At 66.4% G+C, this 22,219-nt stretch carries 21 protein-coding genes and 1 tRNA gene; 17 read left to right on the forward strand and 5 right to left on the reverse strand.

The annotated features are described in order from the left end of the window. Positions 1–12 precede the first annotated feature (12 nt). A complete protein-coding gene (gene dnaG / locus AU197_RS23240; protein WP_064405857.1) occupies positions 13–1,944 on the forward strand; it encodes a DNA primase in 1,932 nt (643 codons plus the stop codon). A gap of 64 nt (positions 1,945–2,008) precedes the next feature. Continuing rightward, the gene (locus AU197_RS23245) at positions 2,009–2,299 is read left to right on the forward strand and encodes a DUF7155 family protein (RefSeq protein WP_231745168.1); all 291 of its coding nucleotides are present in this window, start codon (positions 2,009–2,011) and stop codon (positions 2,297–2,299) included. Here the strand turns inward: AU197_RS23245 and AU197_RS23250 are convergent. Beyond that, positions 2,296–2,550, reverse strand: a complete 255-nt coding sequence (locus AU197_RS23250; RefSeq protein WP_064405859.1) for a hypothetical protein — start codon at positions 2,548–2,550, stop codon at positions 2,296–2,298. The genes AU197_RS23245 and AU197_RS23250 overlap by 4 nt on opposite strands. Positions 2,551–2,696: 146 nt before the next feature. On the opposite strand from AU197_RS23250, the gene AU197_RS23255 reads away from it, so the two are divergent. Both AU197_RS23255 and AU197_RS23260 read left to right on the forward strand, forming a co-directional pair. Continuing rightward, a tRNA-Asn gene (locus AU197_RS23255) sits at positions 2,697–2,769 on the forward strand. A gap of 165 nt (positions 2,770–2,934) precedes the next feature. Next, the gene (locus AU197_RS23260; RefSeq protein ID WP_064405861.1) at positions 2,935–3,303 is read left to right on the forward strand and encodes a hypothetical protein; all 369 of its coding nucleotides are present in this window, start codon (positions 2,935–2,937) and stop codon (positions 3,301–3,303) included. A gap of 173 nt (positions 3,304–3,476) precedes the next feature. On the opposite strand, the gene AU197_RS26725 is transcribed toward AU197_RS23260, so the two are convergent. Beyond that, a complete protein-coding gene (locus AU197_RS26725) occupies positions 3,477–3,911 on the reverse strand; it encodes a hypothetical protein (protein ID WP_231745169.1) in 435 nt (144 codons plus the stop codon). Between AU197_RS26725 and AU197_RS23265 the strand changes: the two genes are divergently transcribed. Both AU197_RS23265 and AU197_RS23270 read left to right on the forward strand, forming a co-directional pair. Beyond that, complete coding sequence (locus tag AU197_RS23265; protein WP_231745170.1) at positions 3,898–5,778, forward strand: glycoside hydrolase family 183 protein; 1,881 nt, start codon at positions 3,898–3,900, stop codon at positions 5,776–5,778. The genes AU197_RS26725 and AU197_RS23265 overlap by 14 nt on opposite strands. A gap of 1 nt (position 5,779) precedes the next feature. Beyond that, complete coding sequence (locus AU197_RS23270; protein ID WP_064405865.1) at positions 5,780–6,256, forward strand: hypothetical protein; 477 nt, start codon at positions 5,780–5,782, stop codon at positions 6,254–6,256. 7 nt (positions 6,257–6,263) lie between these two features. On the opposite strand, the gene AU197_RS23275 is transcribed toward AU197_RS23270, so the two are convergent. After that, positions 6,264–6,572, reverse strand: a complete 309-nt coding sequence (locus tag AU197_RS23275; RefSeq protein WP_064405868.1) for a hypothetical protein — start codon at positions 6,570–6,572, stop codon at positions 6,264–6,266. 66 nt (positions 6,573–6,638) lie between these two features. Then, positions 6,639–8,612, reverse strand: a complete 1,974-nt coding sequence (locus AU197_RS23280; protein ID WP_064405870.1) for an acyl-CoA dehydrogenase family protein — start codon at positions 8,610–8,612, stop codon at positions 6,639–6,641. 101 nt (positions 8,613–8,713) lie between these two features. Between AU197_RS23280 and AU197_RS23285 the strand changes: the two genes are divergently transcribed. Further along, positions 8,714–9,427 carry a VIT1/CCC1 transporter family protein gene (locus AU197_RS23285; protein WP_064405872.1) on the forward strand — a complete coding sequence of 238 codons (714 nt, stop codon included), beginning with the start codon at positions 8,714–8,716 and terminating at the stop codon, positions 9,425–9,427. A gap of 259 nt (positions 9,428–9,686) precedes the next feature. Continuing rightward, positions 9,687–10,862, forward strand: coding sequence for a cytochrome P450 (locus AU197_RS23290; RefSeq protein WP_064405874.1), 1,176 nt, complete (start codon positions 9,687–9,689; stop codon positions 10,860–10,862). 8 nt (positions 10,863–10,870) lie between these two features. On the opposite strand, the gene AU197_RS23295 is transcribed toward AU197_RS23290, so the two are convergent. Further along, positions 10,871–11,995, reverse strand: a complete 1,125-nt coding sequence (locus AU197_RS23295) for an acyl-CoA dehydrogenase family protein (protein ID WP_064405876.1) — start codon at positions 11,993–11,995, stop codon at positions 10,871–10,873. A 119-nt stretch (positions 11,996–12,114) separates the two neighbouring features. Here AU197_RS23295 and AU197_RS23300 point away from each other — a divergent pair, with 119 nt between their 5' ends. Genes AU197_RS23300 through AU197_RS23340 form a run of 9 tightly spaced genes read left to right on the forward strand, consistent with a single transcriptional unit; the run spans position 12,115 to position 22,203 of the window. Continuing rightward, complete coding sequence (locus AU197_RS23300; protein ID WP_064405878.1) at positions 12,115–13,317, forward strand: acyl-CoA dehydrogenase family protein; 1,203 nt, start codon at positions 12,115–12,117, stop codon at positions 13,315–13,317. Between the two features lie 17 nt (positions 13,318–13,334). Then, complete coding sequence (locus tag AU197_RS23305; RefSeq protein WP_064405880.1) at positions 13,335–14,186, forward strand: MlaE family ABC transporter permease; 852 nt, start codon at positions 13,335–13,337, stop codon at positions 14,184–14,186. Then, a complete protein-coding gene (locus AU197_RS23310; RefSeq protein ID WP_064405883.1) occupies positions 14,186–15,040 on the forward strand; it encodes an ABC transporter permease in 855 nt (284 codons plus the stop codon). Before AU197_RS23305 ends, AU197_RS23310 begins: the two co-directional genes overlap by 1 nt. A gap of 1 nt (position 15,041) precedes the next feature. Beyond that, positions 15,042–16,415, forward strand: coding sequence for an MlaD family protein (locus tag AU197_RS23315; RefSeq protein ID WP_064405884.1), 1,374 nt, complete (start codon positions 15,042–15,044; stop codon positions 16,413–16,415). Next, the gene (locus AU197_RS23320; protein ID WP_064405887.1) at positions 16,412–17,485 is read left to right on the forward strand and encodes an MlaD family protein; all 1,074 of its coding nucleotides are present in this window, start codon (positions 16,412–16,414) and stop codon (positions 17,483–17,485) included. The genes AU197_RS23315 and AU197_RS23320 overlap by 4 nt, the downstream gene beginning before the upstream one ends. A gap of 5 nt (positions 17,486–17,490) precedes the next feature. Then, positions 17,491–18,546, forward strand: a complete 1,056-nt coding sequence (locus AU197_RS23325) for an MCE family protein (protein WP_064406003.1) — start codon at positions 17,491–17,493, stop codon at positions 18,544–18,546. After that, positions 18,543–19,640 carry an MCE family protein gene (locus AU197_RS23330; RefSeq protein ID WP_064405889.1) on the forward strand — a complete coding sequence of 366 codons (1,098 nt, stop codon included), beginning with the start codon at positions 18,543–18,545 and terminating at the stop codon, positions 19,638–19,640. The genes AU197_RS23325 and AU197_RS23330 overlap by 4 nt, the downstream gene beginning before the upstream one ends. An 11-nt stretch (positions 19,641–19,651) precedes the next feature. Continuing rightward, positions 19,652–20,956, forward strand: a complete 1,305-nt coding sequence (locus tag AU197_RS23335; protein WP_231745171.1) for an MCE family protein — start codon at positions 19,652–19,654, stop codon at positions 20,954–20,956. After that, positions 20,953–22,203, forward strand: a complete 1,251-nt coding sequence (locus AU197_RS23340; RefSeq protein ID WP_064405893.1) for an MlaD family protein — start codon at positions 20,953–20,955, stop codon at positions 22,201–22,203. Before AU197_RS23335 ends, AU197_RS23340 begins: the two co-directional genes overlap by 4 nt. Positions 22,204–22,219: the final 16 nt, after the last annotated feature.

Consider the following 22,219-nt stretch of genomic DNA (forward strand, 5'->3'; position numbering starts at 1 on the left):
TAGACTGGCCCGGTGGCCGGCCGCATTCCTGATCGCGACATCGCGGCCATCCGCGACCAGGTTCGCATCGAGGACGTCGTCGGCGACTACGTACAGTTGCGGCGCGCGGGCGCGGACTCCCTCAAGGGGCTGTGCCCGTTCCACGACGAGAAGTCGCCGTCGTTCCATGTGCGGCCCAACCACGGCCACTTCCACTGTTTCGGCTGCGGTGAGGGTGGCGACGTCTACGCGTTCGTGCAGAAGATCGAGCACGTCAACTTCGTCGAGTCGGTCGAACTGCTCGCCGACCGCGTCGGTTACACGATCACCTACACCGGCGCCTCGACCACCAATGTGCGGCGCGACCGCGGCAGCCGCAGCAGGTTGCTGGCCGCCAACGCGGCAGCGCAGGAGTTCTACGCGGCGGCGCTGGAGTCCGACGAGGCCGCACCGGCGCGGCAGTATTTGATCGAGCGCAACTTCGACGGCCACGCGGCCCAACGGTTCGGCTGCGGTTTCGCGCCGTCAGGCTGGGACACATTGACAAAGCATCTGCTGCGCAAGGGTTTTGAGTTCAAGGAGCTCGAGGCGGCAGGGCTGTCCCGGGAGGGCAAACGCGGCCCGATGGACCGGTTTCACCGCCGGCTGCTGTGGCCGATCAGGGCCAGTGGCGGCGAGGTGATCGGTTTCGGCGCACGCCGGATCTTCGACGACGACCCGATGGAGGCCAAGTACGTCAACACCCCCGAAACGGTTCTGTACAAGAAGTCGTCGGTGCTGTTCGGGTTGGACCTGGCCAAACGCGACATCGCCAAGGGGCATCAGGCCGTCGTGGTCGAGGGCTACACCGATGTGATGGCGATGCATCTGGCAGGGGTGACGACCGCGGTCGCGTCGTGCGGAACCGCGTTCGGCGACGAGCACCTGTCGATGTTGCGTCGACTCATGATGGACGACAACTTCTTTCGCGGCGAGCTGATCTACGTCTTCGACGGCGACGCCGCGGGTCGTGCCGCCGCGATCAAGGCGTTCGAGGGTGAACAGAACCTGGCTGGCCAGTCGTTCGTCGCGGTGGCTTCAGAAGACAAACTGGCCGGGATGGATCCGTGTGACATCCGGCTTCATTTCGGTGACGGTGCGCTACGCGACCTGGTGGCACGTCGAACGCCGTTGTTCGAGTTCGCCATTCGCACCGCGCTGGCCGAACACGACCTCGACAGCGCCGAGGGCCGGGTCGCCGCCCTGCGCCGGTGCGTGCCGATGGTGGCCCGCATCAAGGAACCGATGCTGCGCGACGAGTACGCGCGGCGGCTGACGGGCTGGGTCGGCTGGGCCGACGAGGGTCAGGTGCTCACGCGGGTGCGCGAGGAGGCGCAGAAGCGGGGGATGCCCGAACGCGCCGGTCGCAGGCGCGCCGCAGGCGAGCAGGTGCAGCCACGCAGGCCGCGCACTCCTGATCCGGGTTCGCGGCCCGACCCCGCGGACCCGACGCTGTGGCCACAGCGCGAAGCGCTCAAAGCCGCGCTGCAGTATCCGGCGCTCGCCGGACCGGTGTTCGACTCGCTGACGGTGGAGAGCTTCACGCACCCGGGTTACGCCGCGGTGCGTGCGGCCGTGGACGCCGCCGGTGGCACATCCACCGGCCAGTCGGGCGCGGAGTGGATCGAGACGGTTCGGACGCAGACCGAGACGCCCGCCGCGGCGAACCTGGTCAACGAACTCGGCGTCGAAGCCATCAACGTCGACGACGACGAGCGGTTGCCGCGCTACATCGGCGGGGTCCTGGCCCGGCTGCAGGAGGTCTGGGTGGGGCGGCAGATCGCCGAGGTCAAGTCGAAACTCCAGCGCATGTCACCGGTCGAGCAGGGCGACGAGTACCACGCGCTGTTCGGGGACCTGGTCGCGATGGAGGCGTATCGGCGCAGCCTGCTCGAGCAGGCCAGCGGAGACGACATCTCTGCGTAGTCCCCGGTAACGCGATAAGGTGGGCGCGCTATACAACCGTGGGAACGGTCAGGAAGGCGTGCACGTGACATCGACCAACAACCGGGCGCGACGCATCGTCGCCGCAGGCGCGTTCGCGGTGGCCGCGGTTGCGGCGCCGCTCGCCGCATCCGTGCTGTCCGAATCCGATGCAGCCCCACCGCTCAGCCAGTGCCTGGCGTGGTTCGGGAACAAGGAGGACGGCCGCTGCCTCGGCGTCTCCAACGGCAACGGCATCAACGTCGGCACACCCGACATCGGCCTCAATCAGGGGCAGGCCGGCGTCAACACGGGCCCGTTGGTCCCGGGCCAGACGATCACCGATCCGTACCGCTAACGGACCTTCCTCACCTGGGCGGTCTCGGGGGCGATGACCTCGGTTCCGTTGTCGATCTCGGTCAACCTGATCATCGGTGGATCCGGTGAGACCCGGTCGGCGATCTTGCGCCTTCCGGCATCGAGCACCGCTTTGGCCGCGGGGCTCTCGGTGACTGCCTTGTAGGTGCCGGCGATCTGTTCATATCGGCGGCGGCCGGCCTTCGAGCCGAGTACATAGCCGACACCCAATACGACGAAATACCCGATCACGGGGTCCCTTCCAGACGACGGTCGTTGCGTTCCATCCTGCCTCACGCACCTGAGAGCGCGAGCGGTGGCGGCGTATTGGCGGCGCCGCCGACACGTACGCTAGAGTCAACCCCCGTCCCGCAGACAGCGTGCTGGCGGGAGAGCAGTCCCCTGTAGCTCAATTGGCAGAGCATTCGGCTGTTAACCGAAGGGTTGCTGGTTCGAGTCCAGCCGGGGGAGCAGCCATCCGTCCCGGGCGATGCACGCTAGCGTCCAGAGCAAAGTCCTTCCGGCTCGGTGTAGGCGGTTTCGCGGCGGCGTTGCGTTCAACGCGTGATTGGCGGGTTTCAAATCCTTGGACGTGTCGGTGCTTCCGCTCCGGCCTTCGCGGGTCATGATGAGCGCATGGCCGAGGCAGGATTCTGGATCGCGTGGGGAATACCTGCGCGCGGACGCGAAGTGCAGGCACTCGGACTCCTCAGACAGTCCGTCACTGGGTATCTTGTCGAGCTCCAGCGGGACGGACGGATCGAGCGTTTCGACACCGCAATCCTTCGTCCCCAAAGCATCGAACTCGGGGGATTCATCTTGATCCAAGGCTCTCAGGAGCAGATCGACGTCCTTCGCCGCGACCAGCAGTTCGAGCAGTGGGTGACCCAAATCCAACTGGTAGCCGACAGCGTCGGAATGGTGGATGCCTGGGTCAACGACGGCCTCGGCGAGGCGATGGATCTTTACGACGAGGCGCTGCGCAAGGCTGGGCTGACCTCGTAGGAGATAGCTCGGCTGTGGCTCCGGTAACGCAAAACCCGTACACGGCGATGACAGCACTGACAGGTGTTGCGAGTGAGACATGTGTCGGATTTTGCTGTACACCCCCACGACTGCGACTAGATTCGTTCAACGGGGAGGGGGTTTCGTCGGAGGGTGAGCATGGGCGCAGCACGTTACATCGGTCGTGTCGGGGGTTTGGCCGTCGCTTTGGGGATCGGCACTGCGGTAGCTGCCGGGCATGGCATCGCAACGGCCGACACCAGCGACTCGCAGTCCGATAAGCCGTCGGCCAACTCCGAGCAGTCGTCGACGGCTACGACCGGCGGCGAGAAAACCGGGAGCGGCGCCGCGCCAGCGACTGCCGGCACGACATCCTCGACCGGCACCTCGAAGTCGACGTCCACTTCCACATCGGCGTCGAACGCGACGGAAACCGACGACGCGTCGGGCAACGACCCTGACGAGACGTCTTCGACCAGGACGGGCACCGTCACCGGTGGTGTGACCATCAGCGCCCAAACCATCACCGGGTCCTCGCGCAGCACCGCGAAAGAGGAAGAGGCCACCGTCGAGGAGAAGGCTCCGACGGCGGAAATGACTGGTGCCACCGCCACTCCGACTGCCGAGCCCACCGCGACTCCGACTGCCGAACCCACCGCCACCCCGACGGTCGAGCCCACCGCCATCCCGACGGTCGAGCCCACCGCCATCCCGACGGTGGCACCCGCACCGACAGTCGACCCGCCGCCAACGCCCGAGTCCGCGAAGGACACCTTGCAGGCTGATCGGCGCGACTCAGATCCGCAGCCGCCCACCCCGCAATCGCTACCCCACGGGTCCTCGGAGGGGTCGACTGATCAGCAAGGCACTGCCGTATCTGCGCGTGTCGCGCGTTCACTTTCAGATCCGGCCGCCGCGATCCAGGAAAGCGCCAACTTCGTGGTGTTCGCCGATGCGCGCTCGCTGGCCTCGACCACTACCAATACCTCGCCGATGATGGCTGCCTACCAGCCGACGACGGTTAAACCGACGGCACCCACCGCTCAGAACCTGTTCAGCGCAGTGGCCAATCTCGTTTCCAACACGATCAACTGGATCCTCAACCCGCTGGCCGGTACCGCACCGTCGACGCCCGCACAACCGCCTTTGGTCTGGGGCCTGCTCGCCTTCGCGCGTCGCGAGTTCGAGAACTTCTTTGCGACATTGGCCGGACGGTCCAGCACCGCGACCACGACAGTGACGGAACCACTCGCGATGGCTGCGATGGCGGCCGCGGCACCGGCGGGTCCGCTCTACTCGCCCTGGCAGAACCCGCAGGTCAGCCCGTCGACACAGTTCGTGTCCTGGGTCACGGGTCCCTGGGTGTACCCCAACGATCCGGCCACCGGCTACTCCGACCTGATGGCGAACACCGTCAGCCGTTACCGAGTGGGTGGTACTGATCTCGGGATCATGTGGGACAACGGGATAAAGGACAATCCGAACACCCCGGAGATCGAACGCAGCCAGGTCCTCATCGCGGTCGGTGACACATTCTTCGACGGCAATATGTCGGTTGACTGGCGGTCGAACACCATCTTCCGCAGCGAGGACACCGATCTCAGCAACGGAATCGAGATTCCCAACGGGCAGTGGTACACGGGCGACATGTTCGGCGGCGCGCCGCTCGGTCCCGACGGCAATCCGAACCGGGCCAGGCAGGTCATCTTCCCTGAAGGCCTGCCGGCCGGAATCACGCTGATCCCGACTGCAGGCATCTCCGTGCCCGTAGAAGGTTCTCGGTTCGGCGCAATCCAATATGTGAGTTTCATGTCGGTCACCCAGTGGGGCGCACCGGGTTCCTGGAAGACGAACTACTCGGCGATCGCATGGTCCGACGACAACGGCGAGACCTTCCACGTCGCGCCGCAAACCGTGCGCTACAACCAACCCTGGACCGGCAACCAGAAGTTCCAGCAGTCGGCGTTCGTCCGACCGGGCGACGGTTTCGTCTACATGTACGGCACACCCAACGGCCGTCAGGGTGCGGCGTATCTTGCGCGCGTCCCCGAGCAGGACATCCTTGATCTGAGCAAGTACGAGTACTGGAAGGGCGGGACTCGGCCCGGTTGGATCAAGAAGAATCCCGCAGCCGCCACGTCCGTCTTCGGGGTCGACAAAGGTGCGTGCGGCGTCGCCAATCCGGGCAACCAGGTAAGCGAGATGTCTGTGCAATACAACGAGCACTTGGGCAAATTCGTTGTGCTGCACGGGGATCAGTTCAACAACATCGTGATGCGTACGTCGGACACTCCGCAGGGGACGTGGTCGAAAGCGACCGTGTTGATGAAGCAGCAACCCGGCGGCATCTATGCGCCGATGATGCATCCGTGGTCGCCGTCGACCCTGGGGACCGGCTCTGACCTGTACTGGAACCTGTCGTTGTGGGATTCCTACAACGTTATGCTGATGAAGACGGACCTCAGCAAGGTGTGACGTGTTGAGAATCGTGCTCGCCGCCATGCTGATCGCACTGATCAGCGCACCGGTCGCGTGTGCAGAACCCGCTCCGCCACCCGGACCGCCGCCGCAAACCGGTCGGTGCACCGCCGATCTCGAGGGTGCCCGGACGCAGTCGTCGGGTACGGACACCGTTTCGGTGTGCCGGGGAGGCGCGTGGCAGGACGTCACCGGTCCGCAGCCGCCCGCCGACCGCTGGGTGAGCCAGGCAGCTCCGTTGAAACTGCACGGACAGGGCATGCGCAATCCGGACATGGCTGCGGGCAAATGGGTTGGGACACCGCAGGACTCGAGCACGACGTGCCGCGCCCAGCAGCAGGTGGTCGTCAGCCCCGGCGAACTCAGCACACCGACGATCGTCGAAGGCAAGCCTGGCCAACCGCTACAGTTCGACATACCGCCGAGGATGTTCCTCATCGAACTGAGCGGCGACTGCCTCTGGGCGCGGAGCTGACGTCCCGTCAGGCGCCGCAGTAGATGGGCGTCCCGGTGAACAGGTCCCTACCGCAGATGGCACCGGGCGCAGGCGGCGGCGCCGGATAGAGACGACCGCTCTCGTCGACGAGGTCGTTGCCCTGATACCGGTACTGGTGGCAGACGTTCCAATCCCAGTCCAGGTTGCGGTCTGACGCTGCCGAGGGCGGAGTCTGGCCCGGGCACCAGTTGAACCAGTAGTAGTCGGCGCCGGCCCCGCTCGCCAAGCCCAATCCGGCCAGCGCAAGCCCGCCGGATACCGTCGCTGTTGCGGCGAATCGCGAGATGTGTTTCATGATCGCTTCCTTGTCTTTGAGGTGCGATCAAGTACAGGCCGCGAGAGCGGCTACCGATCCCAAGAACTACTTCGGCTCGATCGTGCCCGAGCTGATCGCGTTCTGCTCGGTGTGCTCGTCGGCGTCGGGGATGCGCTCGGGATGCAGCATCTCCGCATAACGCAACTGTTCGGGGATGCCGAAGCCGTCGACGAGAAGTTCGGCGTACGGGCGCAGCGTCCGGCAGCGTTCGTTGACGCCACGGGTGACGGCCTTCGCGCGTTCGGTCGAGATGAACCTGTGCTCGATGAACCACGCCCGGTCCTTTTCGATCACCGACAGCGCGTACAGATCGCACACCATGTTCAGGATCTTGCGCGCCTCTTCGTCCTCGCACGCATCGATGCCGGCGACGAAGGCTTCCAAGATCACCCGGTCGATGTGGGCCTGGGCGCAGTGCAGCACATGGTCCTGCACCGCGTTGAACGCGTCGAACTCGCTCATCTCCTTCGACTTGCCCTGCAACCGGCGCGCCACCGTGGACAGCATGTATTCCTCGCGGTCCTCGAACATCTTGACCTGGGTGCCGCGGTTGAACAGGCTGCCTTCCTCCTCATTGTCCTGCCGGGTGTCGAGGATCGTCTGCATGATCGTCTCGGCCGCAGTGCGTTTGAGCACCCGTTCCCCGGCGAAGTTCGCGGCGAACCGCACCCATTCGACCGGGCTCATGCTCTTGACGTCGTCGGCGTACGCGGTGAGCAGTTGCTTGGCCACCAACTGCGTCAGCACGTGGTTGTCACCCTCGAAGGTGGTGAACACGTCGGTGTCGGCTTTCAATGCGATCAGGCGGTTCTCGGCCATGTAGCCCGCACCGCCGCAGGCCTCGCGAGCCTCCTGGATCGCGCGGGTGGCGTGCCACGTGTTGGCGGCCTTCAGCCCGGCCGCGCGGCCCTCGAGCTCACGCTGCTCCTCCGGGTCGGGATCCTCGGCGCTCTGCAGGTCGTGGCATTTGGCGACGAGTTCGTTCTGCGCGAACTGCAGCGCATACGATTCGGCGATCAGCGGCAGCAGCCGGCGCTGGTGCACCAGGTAGTCCATGATGACCACTTCATGGTCCTCGCCCGGCGCCTCGAACTGCCTGCGCTGCAAGCCGTACCGGGTGGCGATGTCGAGTGCGACGCGAGCCGCGGCCGCCGCGCTGCCGCCCACCGTGACCCGGCCCCGCACCAGCGTGCCGAGCATGGTGAAGAACCGGCGCCCGGGGCTCTCGATCGGCGAGCTGTAGGTGCCGTCGGGCGCGACGTCGCCGTACCTGTTCAGCAGGTTCTCCCGCGGCACGCGGACCTGGTCGAACTGGATTCGGCCGTTGTCGACGCCGGGCAGACCGCCCTTGTAGTGGCAGTCCGAGGTCGTCACCCCGGGCAGGTCGTTGCCGTCGTCGTCGCGGATCGGCACCAGCACGCAGTGCACCCCGTGGCCCTGCCCGTCCGGGGTGATCAACTGGGCGAAAACCGCTGCGATGCGGGCGGTTTCGGCGGCCCCACCGATGTAGTCCTTACGCGCCGTCGGTGTCGGGGAGTCGATGACGAACTCCTCGGTGGCCGGATCGTAGGTCGCGGTGGTCTCCAGCGCCTGCACGTTGCTGCCGTGCCCGGTCTCGGTCATCGCGTAACAGCCGAGAAGCTCGCAGTCGATGATCGGCTTGACGTATTTCTCGTGGTGTCGCTCGGTGCCGAGGTTCTCGATGGCCCCGCCGAACAACCCCCACTGCACACCGGCTTTCACCATCAGCGACAGGTCGCTCATCGCCAGCATCTCGATCTGGGTGACGGCCGCACCGACGTCGCCGTTGCCGCCGTGTTCCTTCTTGAAGCCGTCCTCGGCGGCACCCATGGCCGCCATGATCTTGAGCTGTTCAGCCACCTTCGTACGGGCGATGACGGTATTGGGCGTGTAGTGCGGCCGGAAGATCTCGTTGGAGAGCTCCTCGCGCATCCGGTTCTTCACATCGCGCCAACGTCCGTCGAGCGCATTGCGAAGATGTTCGGCAGTGGTGGTCATGCCTCGACGGTAGCCGTCCGCGGGCTCCCGCAAACTGTGATGTGGTAAACCGAGGCAATCCTCACTGGACCAGGCCATATCGGTGGCGTTGAATCGTCCTCATGACCGCCCCGACCGGAGTGCCGCACACCTCGACCCACCGGCACGCCGATGTCACCGGCGGCTGGTTGCGCGCCGCGACCTTTGGCGCCATGGACGGTCTGGTCAGCAACACCGCCCTCATCGCCGGTGTCGCCGCAGCGGCCGACCCCGACACCGTCGTCATCAGCGGCGTCGCGGGGCTGCTGGCAGGCGCGTTCTCGATGGCGCTGGGGGAGTACACCTCGGTGACCACCGCCAACGAACAGATCGAATCCGAGGTATTGGTCGAGCGACGAGCCTTCCGCAAGCACCCGCAAGCCGAGAGGGCGGAACTGGTGGCGATGCTGATGGACATGGGCATGACCCGCGATACCGCGCTCAAGGCCACCGACGAGGTGCATCGCGACGAGACCCGGGCCCTGAACTTCCACCTGGTCCAGGAGCTCGGCGTCGACCCCCGGGAGAAGCCTTCGCCGTGGGTCGCGGGTGGGTCGTCGTTCCTGATGTTCACGCTCGGCGCGATCATCCCGCTGATCCCGTACCTGCTCGGCTTCCACTCGCTGTGGGCGGGGCTGGCGTGTGGTGGCCTAGGCCTGCTCGTCGCGGGGGGTGTGGCCGCGCGTTTCACCGGGCGACCGATATGGTTCGCCTCACTACGTCAGCTGGCGTTCGGGACCATGGCCATCGCGGCGACCTATGTCGTCGGTCTTCTGGTGGGTACGACCGTCACATGAGCTCGGCGGTTCCCGTCGTGATCTTGTGTGCTGAATCTCTGAAGACGCCTCGCCGCCGCACGACTGTTGATACGGTCCAGGCGCTCTGCGAATGACGACAGACGTTTCCGACCGCAGGAGCGCCGTCTGGCCGCGGTCCCGTCCCGGCGTCAGCGCATGTGTGCGGGGTGGCGAAATCGGCTCGTAGACAAAGGAACCGAAAGTACGCTGACGAGAGGTTGACGATGTGACGGTTCAACAGCGGGTTGGTCAGTGCCCGGTGGACACGTTCGAGTTGGCCGCCCTCACCGGCCCGGCGTTGACAGGATTCGCGAACATCGATTCGCGCCAAGACCTCATGCGCCCGGTGTTCCGCAACACCGAGGGCGAAGCCGGCTATTGGATGTTCACCGACTACGCCGCCATCCTCGAAGGCCTGCAACATCCGGAGATGTGGTCGAGCAGCGTGATCGTGCCGACCGATCCCGATCCGCCGTATCGGTGGATCCCGGTGATGGTCGACCCACCGCACCACGCCAAGTGGCGTCAGGTGCTCGCCGAGTACTTCTCCCCGGGCAGGGTCAAGGGTCTGCGCGACGAACACCGCAGGCTGGCAGCAGAACTCGTCGACCGCATCGCGGCCGACGGCTCTTGCGAGTTCGTCAAGCAGGTGGCCAGGGTGTACCCCTCGCACATCTTCCTCAACGTCATGGGCATGCCCATCGAACGTCTCGACGAATTTCTCGAGTGGGAAGACAAGATGCTGCACCAATCCGGTTTGGGTGAGCAGGCCATGGCCACCCGGCTCGAGGGCATGACGCAGGTGGTGGGCTACTTCCAGACACTGATCGACCAGCGCCGCGCCGACCCCAACCCGGACGCTGAAGACATCGTCAGTGCCGCCCTCGGATGGACGATCGACGGCGAGCCCGTCAGCGACGGTGACCTGCTCAACTGCATGCTGTTGCTTTTCATGGCGGGCCTGGACACCGTGGCCAGCCAGCTCTCCTACGCGATGCTGCACCTGGCCACCCATGACGAGGACCGGGCCCGTGTCGTGGCCGAACCCGAGTTCATTCCGCGCGCTGTCGAGGAATTGCTCCGGGTCTACCCGATCGTGCAGACCGCTCGAAAGGCCACCCGGGACATGGAGTTTCACGGCTGCCCGGTCAAGGCCGGCGACATGGCCTCCTTCCCGCTGGCCGCCGCAGGGCGGGACGAGACGGTGTTCCCCCGGGCCCGAGAGGTCGACCTGGACCGCGGTATCACGCGCCACATCTCGTTCGGTGCCGGTCCGCATCGCTGTCTGGGGTCACACCTGGCGCGTCAGGAGATGACCGTGTTTCTCGAGCAGTGGCACGCGCGCATCCCGAGCTACCGGGTTACCGAGACGCCCATCGAGCACGCGGGGCAGGTCTTCGGGCTGGACTCGCTGCAGCTGAATTGGGAGAGCTGAGGGAGTCGTCAGGCGGAGGCGAGCACCTGCGCCCGGAACAGCTGTTCGCGGTGATGGTCGGCGTCGCCGTAGAGTGCCGCGCCGACCCGCGCCCGGCGCAGGTACAGGTGCAGGTCGTGCTCCCAGGTGAAACCGATGCCACCGTGCAGCTGAAGCGCCTCGCCTGCGAGCCGGTTCACCGCGTCGGAAGTGTAGGCCTTGGCCACGCTGGCGGCATGGGCGCTGTCGCGGTGTTCGCTGTCGAGCGTCATTGCGGCGAAATATGTTGCCGCAGCGCTGGATTGAATCCAAATGCGCATGTCGGCGCATTTGTGTTTCACGGCCTGGAAACTACCGACCGCCTTGCCGAACTGGACGCGTTCCTTGACGTAGGCCACGGTGAGTTCGAGCAGCCGCTCACCGATTCCCACCAGCTCGGCGCAGGTCAGTACCGCCGCGAGCCGGCCGGAGCGGGCGATGGACTCCTCGGCGGCCGCGTCCCGGGCCAGCATCGCCGCGTCGTCGAGCGTCACTTCGTCGAGCACGACGTCGCAGTACCGGCGCGTCACGTCGAGCGTGTGCTGGCGCTCGATCTTCACGCCGGTTGCGTCGGCGGGCACCAGAAAGCGTGCCGGCCGTCCGTCGAGCACGGCATCGACCAGAAGCGCCGCAGCCGAATCGGCGTCCTGAACCGAGGCCTTCGCCCCGCTGATGACATACCCGGAGCCGTCACGGGCGGCGGTGGTCTGGATTCCCGCCAGCGACCAGGGCCGGCCCGCCTCGGCGAAGGCCCACGCCGCGGTCTGCGTACCCGAAGCCAGCGCCGCCAGCAACTCAGCCCGGCAGGCGGCTGCCGATCGGGTGACGGCGTCGGCGACCACGGCGGTCGGCAGGAAGGGCGTCGATGCCAGCCCCCGGCCCAGTTCGACTGCCACCAAAGCCAATTCGATGGTCTGCTGACCCAGCCCCCCGTCTGCCTCGGGGATCGCCAACGCGGGCCAACCGAGCTCTGCCCCCGTGCGCCACAACTGCTCGTCGTATCCCGCGGGGCCGTCGATCAAAGCGCGGGCGGCGGTCACCGACGAATGCCGCTCCAGCAACTCCCGGGTCACGTCGATCAACCCGCGTTGTTCGTCGGTGAGGTCGAAATTCACGGCGTCTCCCTAGCTCTGATCGGTGACGGAGCGGACTGGATCCGTAAAAGCCTTCACAAGATACAGGATACTGATTAAGCTCGATTGCTGGTTCGGCCATTTGACGGAGAGGGGTTGAATTGCACCTCGAACGGGACACGCACCTCGACTTGCTGCGCGAGCGGGTACGTGCCTTGGCCGCCCGATATCAACCGCCCCGGCACGGTCGCACCGGCGTTCGGGCCCCCGAAGCCCACGACATCCCGAAACTTCGGGAGTGGACCGCGCGGCTGTTCTCCGAGCAAATGCTGGGAGTGAACTGGCCGGTCGAGTACGGCGGGCTGCCGGACCCGCATCCGCTGCATGAATCTGTCGTGATCGACGAGTTGATCCGGGTGAACGCGCCCGGCCCGGTGGGCGGCGGGATGCTGGCAGCGGCTGCGATCATCGCGTCCGGGTCCGGCGAGCAAAAGGACTACTTCCTGCCCCGCATCCGGTCCGGTGAGCACATCTGGTGCCAGCTGTTCAGTGAGCCCGATGCCGGCAGCGACCTTGCCGGCCTGCGCACTCGAGCCCGGCGTGAAGGTGACGTTTTCGTCGTCGACGGGCAGAAGGTGTGGACCACCAACGGGCAGCACGCCGACTGGGGGTATTTGCTGGCCCGCACCAACCCCGACGTTCCCAAGCACGCCGGCATCACGGCCTTCGCTCTGGACATGTCGCTGCCGGGGGTCACGGTGCGGCCATTGCGCGAGATCACCGGGACGGCGGACTTCAACGAGGTCTTCCTGGACGGTGTGCGTGTTCCGGCCGAGCACGTCATCGGCGAAGTCGATCAGGGCTGGGCCGTGACCACCGCCAGCCTGGTGCACGAACGTGCGGGCGCGGGCAGCGGTGCGTCGCTGTTCGGCGCACTGCAGCGCTTGGTGCGCCTCGCGGGCAACCTGCCCGACTGGTCCGGCGCCGACGGTGGCGGCGAGCCCGGTTCGGCGCTCGACCGTCGTGACGTGCGCCAGGCGATCGGAGGGTTCGTCGCGGACGTTCACGTCAACTCGTTGGTCGCCGCGTACAACGAGAGCCGGGCGCTGCACGGCGGTGCCGACCCGGCCGACGCGCCGGTGTCGAAAATCCTGTTCAGTCAGATCAATCTGGCGCTGCACGAATACGGTCTGCAGCTTCAAGGCCACGACGGCGTTCGCATTGAGACGGATTCGCATGTGCACGACGGCGGTTGGTGGCAGGATGCGTTTCTCTACGGACGGGCTTTCACCATCGCCGGAGGTACCAACGAGGTTTTGCGTAACGTCATTGCAGAGCGTGCGCTCGGACTTCCACGTGGCTGACGGCCGGTGAGCGCGGGATGACCGCACCGCGACAGGTGTACCCGAGCCCGCTGGGCGAGGTCGGCGACTGGAGCCGGGGTTACGTCCAGCGCCACCCGGTGGCGGCGCTCAACACGGTTGGCAGTCAATGCATTCTGGGGCTGCAGGCGATCCGGTACCTGGTCGTCGACATCGTCAGGTGGCGATTCCCGTTCTGGGAGTTCGTCGAGCAGGCGGCGTTCATGGCCTCGACGGCGATGCTGCCGACCATGTGCGTGGCGATCCCGATCGGGGTGACGCTGCAGATCCAGTTCGCCCTGCTGGCCGGACAGGTCGGAGCCACCTCGCTGGCCGGTGCCGCCAGCGGACTCGCGGTGATCCGGCAGGGCGCCCCGCTGGTGGCCGCCCTGCTCATGGCGTCCGCGGTCGGTTCGGCGATCTGCGCCGACCTCGGGTCACGCACCATCCGGGAAGAAGTGGATGCCCTTGAGGTGCTCGGAATCTCGGCGGTGCGCAGGCTCGTCGTCCCGCGGCTGGCGGCGGCCATCGTCGTGGGCGTCGCACTGACCGGACTGGTGTGCTTCATCGGCTTCCTGGCCGGCTATCTGTTCAACACGTTCGCCCAGAACGGCGCGCCCGGCAGCTTCGTGATGACCTTCGCGTCCTTCGCGACGGTCGGCGACCTCATCCTCACCATGATCAAGGCAGTGGTGTTCGCCGCCATCGTCGCGATCGTCGCCTGTGACAAGGGACTGACCACCAAAGGTGGCCCCGCGGGCGTGGCGAACTCGGTCAACGCCACGGTGGTGGCGTCCATTCTGCTGCTGATGATCACCAACGTGGTGTTCACCCAGATGTACGTGCTGCTGTTCCCCAAGGCAGCGCTCTGATGGCGGCCCCGTACTATCCGAAGGGCGTCCGACCGATCCTGACCGCGTCCACATCGGTGGCCGGGCTGGGCGTCCGGCTCGGTCACATGCTGACGTTCTTCAGCCGCGCGGTCGCCGGTTTCCCCTTGGCGGTGACGCGTTACCGCAAGGCATTCCTGACCATCCTGTCCGACGTCACGTGGGGGAACGGATCCATCGTGGTCGGTGGCGGTACCGCGTGGGTGATCATCCTGCTCGGGGCGACGGCAGGCGCGATCGTGGGCATCGAGGGTTATCAGGCCCTGCACCTGCTGGGTATGGAACCTGCTGCGGGACTGCTGTCCTCGACGGTGTCGACCCGCGAGCTCGCGCCGGTGATGGCGGCCCTGGCGTTCGCGGCGCAGGCCGGCTGCCGGTTCACCGCACAGCTGGGGTCGATGCGGATCTCCGAGGAGATCCCCGCGATCGAGTCGCTGGCGATCCGTCCGCTGCCGTACCTGGTCAGCACCCGGCTGCTTGCCTCCGTGGTGGCGATCATTCCGCTCTACATCCTGTGTCTGGTCGTGAATTACGCGGCGGTGCAGAGCATCGTGACGTTCGCGGGCGGATTGTCGGCGGGGTCGTTCGAGCACTACTTCCGGCTGGTGCTCACCGGTCAGGACATCGTGTACTCCGTGATCAAGGCGATCGTCTTCGTGATCATCACCTCGACCATCCAGTGCTACTACGGCTATTTCGCCGCGGGCGGGCCCCAAGGTGTCGGCATCGCGGCCGGGCGGGCGATGCGCGCCAGCATCTCGGTGATGATCATCGCCAACCTCCTTCTGACCATCGCCCTGTGGGGGATCGGCTCCGGCGCAAGGCTCGGAGGCTGAGATGGTGCAGAGTTTCGAATCGGCGGCCAAACCCGTATCGGATGCACGCTTGCTGCTGCGCGGGGTCGCGCTGCTGCTCGGGACGGTCTTGTTGGCGGCCGCGGCGATCGCCAAATCCGAAGGGGTGTTCTCGAACCGGGTCGAAGTGGTGGCGTTGCTCGCCAACGTCGGAGACGGTCTGCCGAAGGGGTCCGACGTCAAGTTCCGCGGCGCGCTGGTCGGCACCGTCGAGGGCGTCACACCGAGTATCGACGGTGGCGACAACGAGGTGGACCTGAGCCTGGACCCCCACTTCGCGCATGCGATTCCCGCCACCGTCACCGCACGTGTCGTGCCCGGCAACGTGTTCGCGGTGTCGTCGATCCAGTTGGTGGACAACGGTCATGGTCCCGCGCTGAGACCGGGGTCCCAGATCCGCCAGGACGACAGCCTGGCCACCGTCCAATTCCAGACCGCGCTGTCCAAGCTGCGCGAGGTGCTCGCCGCCGCGGGTCGGCCCGGCAACACCGATACCGTCGGTGTGCTGGCCGCCGTCGCCGAGGCCACCAGCGGCCGAGGTGACGAGATCGAACGTGCGGGTGGTGGGGCCAACCGCATCGTCGAACAACTCAACGGCGTGATGACCGACGACGGCACCGAGGCCACGCTCGCGGTGTTGTCCGACGCTTTGCAGGGCCTACAGACCAGCTCGCCGGATCTGTTGGACGCCGTCCACAAATCGGTCGTGCCCATGCGCACCTTCGCCGAGAAACGTCAGGACCTCGCGCACTTCCTGTCCGCCGGGCACGCCACGTTCGGTGAAGTGGGCACCGCGTTCGAAAACAACACCGACCGGATGATCGTGATCACCACCCAGCTCTCCCCGGTGATGGGCGTGATGGCCGACGGCGCAGGCGCTTTCGCCCCGATCGTCACCCGGATCAATGACGTCAGAAACCGCTTCTTCGATCACGTGTGGCATGAGGACAAGAACATGGCGGTCGGCAAGTTCATGTTGGTTCTCACGCCGAACCGGATGTACACCCGTCAGGACTGCCCGCGTTACGGCACGCTCGAAGGACCGAGCTGTCGCACCGCCCCCCTGACCGCCGACCCGCCGGTGCTGCCCCGACAACTCGATCCGCGAAACTACCAACCGCCTGGCGGCAACGTGGGGTCGGTCGGAAGCCCCGAAGAACGCGCGCAGCTGAACGAACTGTTCGGGCCGGAACCGAATGCCGCATCGCAGTTGTTGTTCGGACCGGTCGCTCGGGGTAACACCGTGCAGATCGTCCCGGATCCCTCGGCGCACGCGGCGGCGGCGCCGGGATTGCCTCTGCCCGCGGAGGCGGCGCTTCCCGGGCCCACCACTTCCGAAGGGAGGAACGGCCCGTGACGTCGACCGGCCCACCCGTCAGGACGCCGCTGAGGCGGCACATCCGCCCGCTGACCGGACTGTGCATATTTCTCGTCGTCTGCCTGGCGCTGATCTGGACCGTATTCGTCACCTTGAAGCGCGGGGTCGACGGTCAAACCCATTCGTACCACGCCATCTTCAGCGATGTGTCCGGGCTGAAGGTCGGCGATGAGGTGCGGATGGCCGGGGTCAAGGTCGGCCGCGTCGACGGCATCGCGCTCGACGGAACCGAGGCGCGGGTGCAGTTCCAGGTGCAGTCCGAACAGGTGCTCTACGGAAACACCAAGGCCGCCATCGTCTACCAGAACATCATCGGCCAGCGCTATCTCGGGCTGTCCCTCGCCGACTATGGTGATCCGCGCGTGCTGCCCGCCGGTGCGGTGATCCCGATCGAGCGCACCGAGCCATCGTTCGACATCTCTCGGCTGCTCAACGGGTTCGAGCCACTTTTCGCGCTGCTCAATCCCGATCAGGTCGACAACCTCACGACGGCCATCGTCCGGTCGTTGCAGGGGGACACCGGCGCGATCGCGACGATGATCTCCGAGACCACCCGTCTCGCGGAGTCGTACTCGGGCACCGACGCGATTCTCGACGGCGTACTGATCCACCTGAACAAGGTGGTGGCCTCGCTGGCCGACCACGGTGGCGCGCTGAACGACACCATCGATTCGGCGGAGACTACCTTCAACGGATTCGCCGCTCGCCGTGCCGAATTCGTCGATTCGATGGACCAGGTGTCCATCGTGGGCGAAAGGCTCGCCAACGTCATCACCGACGTCCAGCCGGACATGAGAGAGTGGCTGGCCCGCGAGCCGGGCTTCGCCAAACATTTCATGGAAGACAAGCAGGGATTCGCCTACATGGCCTTCAATACGCCGTTGATGCTCAAGGGCCTGGCCCGGTTCAGTCAGGGTGGTGCCTACCTCGACGTGTACGCGTGCAACCTGACCGTCAGTCAGTTCCCGCGCATCGACAGCCTGATCAACGCGATCGTGCGGGAAGGCACGCCCGAAGACCGTCTGACCTACAGCCAGAAGTGTCGGTGACGACGATGACAGAGGTGCTGGACAAGACGGCCGGAAAACGGCTGTGGCTTCGGTCCGTTCGGTCCTACAGCAAGTTTCAGCTCGGCCTGATCTCGGTTCTGGTCATCGCGCTGGCCCTGGGTGGGGCGCTGGGGCTGGGCCGGCTCGGGTTGGGCAAGGACGTCTACACCGCCGAGTTCGCGCAGGCGGCGGGTCTGAGCGTGGGCGACCAGGTGACCGTTGCCGGCGTGCGTGTCGGCCGCGTGACGAGCATGCGGCTCGCGCGAGACCATGTGGCCGTCGGACTCGAGATCGACGACGACATTCCGCTCGGCTCGTCGACCCGCGCCTCGATCAAGCTCACCACGCTGCTCGGCGCCCGGTACGTCGACGTGCAACCGTCGGGTTCGAAGCCGTTGTCGGACAGGCGCATCACGATGGCCAACACCGAGGTTCCCTACGACCTGCAGTCCGCGTTACAGGACGCCACCACGACCTTCGAGGCCGTCGATGCCGAGAAGATCGCCGACTCGATGACGACGCTGTCGACACAGCTGGAGGGCGCACCCGAGGTGCTGCCGCAGGCGCTGCACAACATCGAGCACCTGTCGTCGGTGATCGCGTCGCGCCGTGACCAGATCTACGACCTGCTGCGCAGCACCGAACAGGTGGCCCAGTTGCTGGGCAACCAACAGCGCAGCCTGGGGCTGCTGATGACCCAGGGCCGTGAGGTGCTCGGCGACCTGGCGGCGCGCAAGGACCTCGTCGTGCGGCTGATCGATGCCACCACGAAGCTGGTGAACCAGCTGCGGCCCGTGTTGATCGACGACCGGCAGCGCATCGACGAACTGCTGCACAATCTCGAGGGCATGCTCGGCGCGGTGGGCCGCAACGATGCGCTACTGCGCAGCACGCTGCAGCTGATGCCCGTCACGGTCCGCAACTTCGCCAACGCCACCGGCAACGGCAACGAGTTCGATTTCACCTCCACCGGCGGCACCATGATCGACACGTTCGTGTGCGCGATCAGCGGGCGCGCCAAACAGTTCAACCTGCCGCCCTACTTCGGGGACTGCAAATGAGCTCACGGTCGCTGCTGAAGCTGATCGCGATCGTCGCGATCGTGTGCGGCGCATGCGGCTGTTCCAGCGACCCGTTCGGTGAGCGAGCCATGACGATCATCGGCCTGTTCGACAGCGCCAGCGGGCTGTACGAGGGCAACGCGGTGTCGATTCTCGGCATGCCGGTCGGCAGCGTCGAGAAGATCGAAGCCAAGGGGGCCTATGTCGAGGTGACGATGCGCGTCGAGCCCGGCGTCAAGATCCCGGCCGACGCGCAGGCGGTGACCGTGTCCACCTCCATCCTCACCGACAGGCACGTCGAGTTCACCCCGGTTTACGAGGACGGTCCGACGCTCACCGACGGCCAGACCCTCGGGCTGGATCGCACCCGTACGCCGGTCGAATTCGACCGCGTGCTGGCGATGATCGACAAGCTCGCGGTGCAGCTGCAGGGCGACGGCCACGGCTCGGGACCGGTGGCGGACCTGCTGTCGGTGAGCGCCGCGATGACCGACGGCAACGGCACGAAGATCCGGTCGGCGCTCGGAGAGCTGTCGACGGCGTTGAAGATGAGCAAGGAACGCGGGGCGCCGACCGGTGATGCGATCACCACGATCATCACCAACCTGGAGCGCCTGACCACCGCGGCCGCCGAGAACGATCAGACCATCCGCGACTTCGGCTCATCAATGCGCCAACTCAGCGACGTGCTGGCCGCAGAACAGCTCGGCAGCGGATCGACGGGCGCGCAGATCAACCAGATCCTCTCCGAGACGGCCGATCTCATCGAGACCAACCGCGACGCACTGAAGACGACAACCGCAGGGATGGAGACGACGACCAAGGCCATCGCCGAGTACCGGCGCGAGCTCGCGGAGTCGCTGGACGTGGCGCCGATGCTGCTCGACAACGTCTACAACATGATCGATCACGAGAAGGACGCCATCCGTGCGCACCCCGTTCTCGACAAGGTCGAACTCAACGGTCAGTTCACCAAGGAGGTGTGCAACCTGCTGGGCATGAAGCAGTTGGGTTGCACGACGGGAACCATTCAGGACTTCGGTCCCGATTTCGGAGTCACCAGCATGCTCGAGGGATTGGCCGGTCTTCCCTGATGACAAAGCCCATGACAGAGCCCATGGCACAGACCGGGGTACAGCCCATCACACCTTCCTCACCGAGACCGGCGCGAAGAAGGGTCCGCGCACTGGGCGCCCTCACCGCTTCGATGTTCCTGGCGGGTGCGCTCGGGGGCTGTGCGATGGGCCTGGACCGGGTGCCGCTGCCTGCGCCGTCCGTCGGTCAGGACTCATACGAGATCAGCGCGACATTCGCCAACGCGCTGAATCTGCCCGCCAAGGCCAAGGTCCGGCTGTCCGGCGCCGACGTCGGTGAGGTCCAGTCGATGACCGCCCGGGATTACACGGCGGTGGTGACGATGCGGATCTCCTCCGACGTCCAGATTCCCTCCGGCACAAAGGCCGAGCTGCGTTCGGCCACGCCGCTCGGCGACATCTTCGTCGCGCTGACACCGCCTGCGGGCGCGTCCGCGGCGACGAAACCGTTGCAGCCGGGCGCCGTGCTGCCGTTGGATTCCACGGCGTCGGCCGCCTCGGTGGAGGACGTGCTGAGCACCGCGGCGATGCTCGTCAACGGCGGAGCGATCCGCAACCTCACCCGGATCATCAACGGTATGGGCCGCGCGGTCGGCGGCAAGGGCGAGGATCTGAACAAGTTCGTGGACGAGTCGACCCGGCTGATCCAGAACCTCTCCGCGCGTTCGGATTCCATCAAACGCGCACTCGCCCAGACTGACGACCTGTCTGCGACGATGGCGGCCCGGCAACAGTCGATCGATGCGGCCGTCGAGGCGGCCGGCCCCGCGCTGGGGGCCGTTGCGGAGAACACCGACCGGATCGTCGACCTGATCGCCCAGGTCAATCGAATCACCATGCAGCTGGCCAAGTTCCCGTCGGTGCGGGGAGAGGAGTCGCGCAGCATGATGGCTGACCTGAACCGGCTCTCGGAGGGGCTCAACGACGCATCGACGGCACCCGGTGCGTCGCTGCACAACTTCAACCTGATGTTCGGCCCGATCCTCAAGACCACCAACTCGACCGCGTCCAACGTCGAGATCGATCTCGCCGATCTCGCCGTCGGAGCCTTCGCCGATCCATATCACCCCGCCGACCCGGGCAGCCGCGGGCCGGGCCGCGAAGACTTCCGCAATCTCGTCGGCAGCATCTCCTACGAGTTGTTGATGATCCGCAACAAGTTCTGGGGTAAGCCCACGGCGCCACCCGGTGTGACGCCGCCGCCGAACCTGATCGGACCCAACCCGGCCAACCTCACACCCGCTGCGCCGCCGCCGCCCCTGCCGCCGCCCCCGCCGACGGCTCCGCCGGGGGCGTCGCTGGAGGGACCGCCATGAGAGTGCTGCTGAACGCGTTGCGCTGGGCCAAGGTGCGCCGCCTCGGTGTGTCGGCGTTCGCGCTGGCGATGATGTTCGTCGTCGGGGTGACCTATCTGATGTTCGGGACGTTGAGGCTCGACCCGGTGAGCACCGAATCCCTGGTGCGTGTCCATCTCGCCCAGACCGGTGGTCTGCTGCCCGGCCAGGACGTGACGCTTCGGGGCGTGCCGGTGGGCCGGGTGCGCTCCATCGAGTTGTCCGACACCGGCGCCGTCGCGGTGGCCGCGCTGCATCCGGGTACCCGCATTCCCACCGACACCGAGGTCCGGGTGTCGGCGCTGTCACCGGCCGGCGAGCAGTACCTCGACTTCCGCGCCGACCGCAACGACGGGCCCTACCTCGCCGACGGCGCCGAGATCGCCAGTGACCGCACGAGGACACCCGTGACGCTGGCCAAGCTGCTCGCCGACCTGGACGGCACCCTCGAGCAGATCGACACCGCGCGGTTGTCGGCGGTCCTCGACGAACTGCGGGTCGGACCGGAGGGGGCCGACAAGCTCGCCGCCATCCTCGACGGCGGCACCTTCCTGGTGTCGACGTTGGATTCGGTTCTGCCCCAGACGGTCAGCCTGATCCGCAACAGCAAGGTGGTGTTGTCGACGGTGCGGGACGTCAGCCCCGGAATGGCCGCGACCTCGGAGGACCTGTCGACGATTCTCGGGGGCGTCGAACGCATGGACGGCGGGTACCGGGCCCTGCTGGATCGCGGGCCGAAAGCCTTCTCGGGTATCGACGCCGTCATCGCCGACAACTCACCGACGATGGTCCAGCTGCTCGGGAACCTGACCACCGTGTCCCAGCTGGCGTATCTGCGGGTGCCGGCCCTACAGGAGTTTTTCTTCCCGCAGTACCGCGCCGGCTCGGCGCTCGAGGCCATCGGCAGCACCTTCCGCGACGGCGGTGTGTGGGGTGCGGTGAGCCTGTACTCCCGGTACGGATGCGACTACAACCTGCCCAAGGCGCCACCGACGCTGACCGACTTCCCGGAGCCCTTCCTGTACACCTACTGCCCGAACCCGGATCCGAAATACCTTGTGCGCGGGGCTCGCAACGCGCCTCGGCCGCCCGGCGACGACACCGCCGGCCCACCGCCCGGTGCGCATCCGCTACAGCGTGCCGATCCGGTTCCGACCGGTCCGCTCACCATCCCGACGCCGTACGGCGGTCCCGTCCTTCCACTTCCGCCACCGCCGAGCGGTCCGTGATGCCGAGCAGACGCGG

It is taken from the genome of Mycobacterium sp. IS-1590, from assembly GCF_001500025.1.
In the GTDB taxonomy this organism is placed as follows: domain Bacteria; phylum Actinomycetota; class Actinomycetes; order Mycobacteriales; family Mycobacteriaceae; genus Mycobacterium.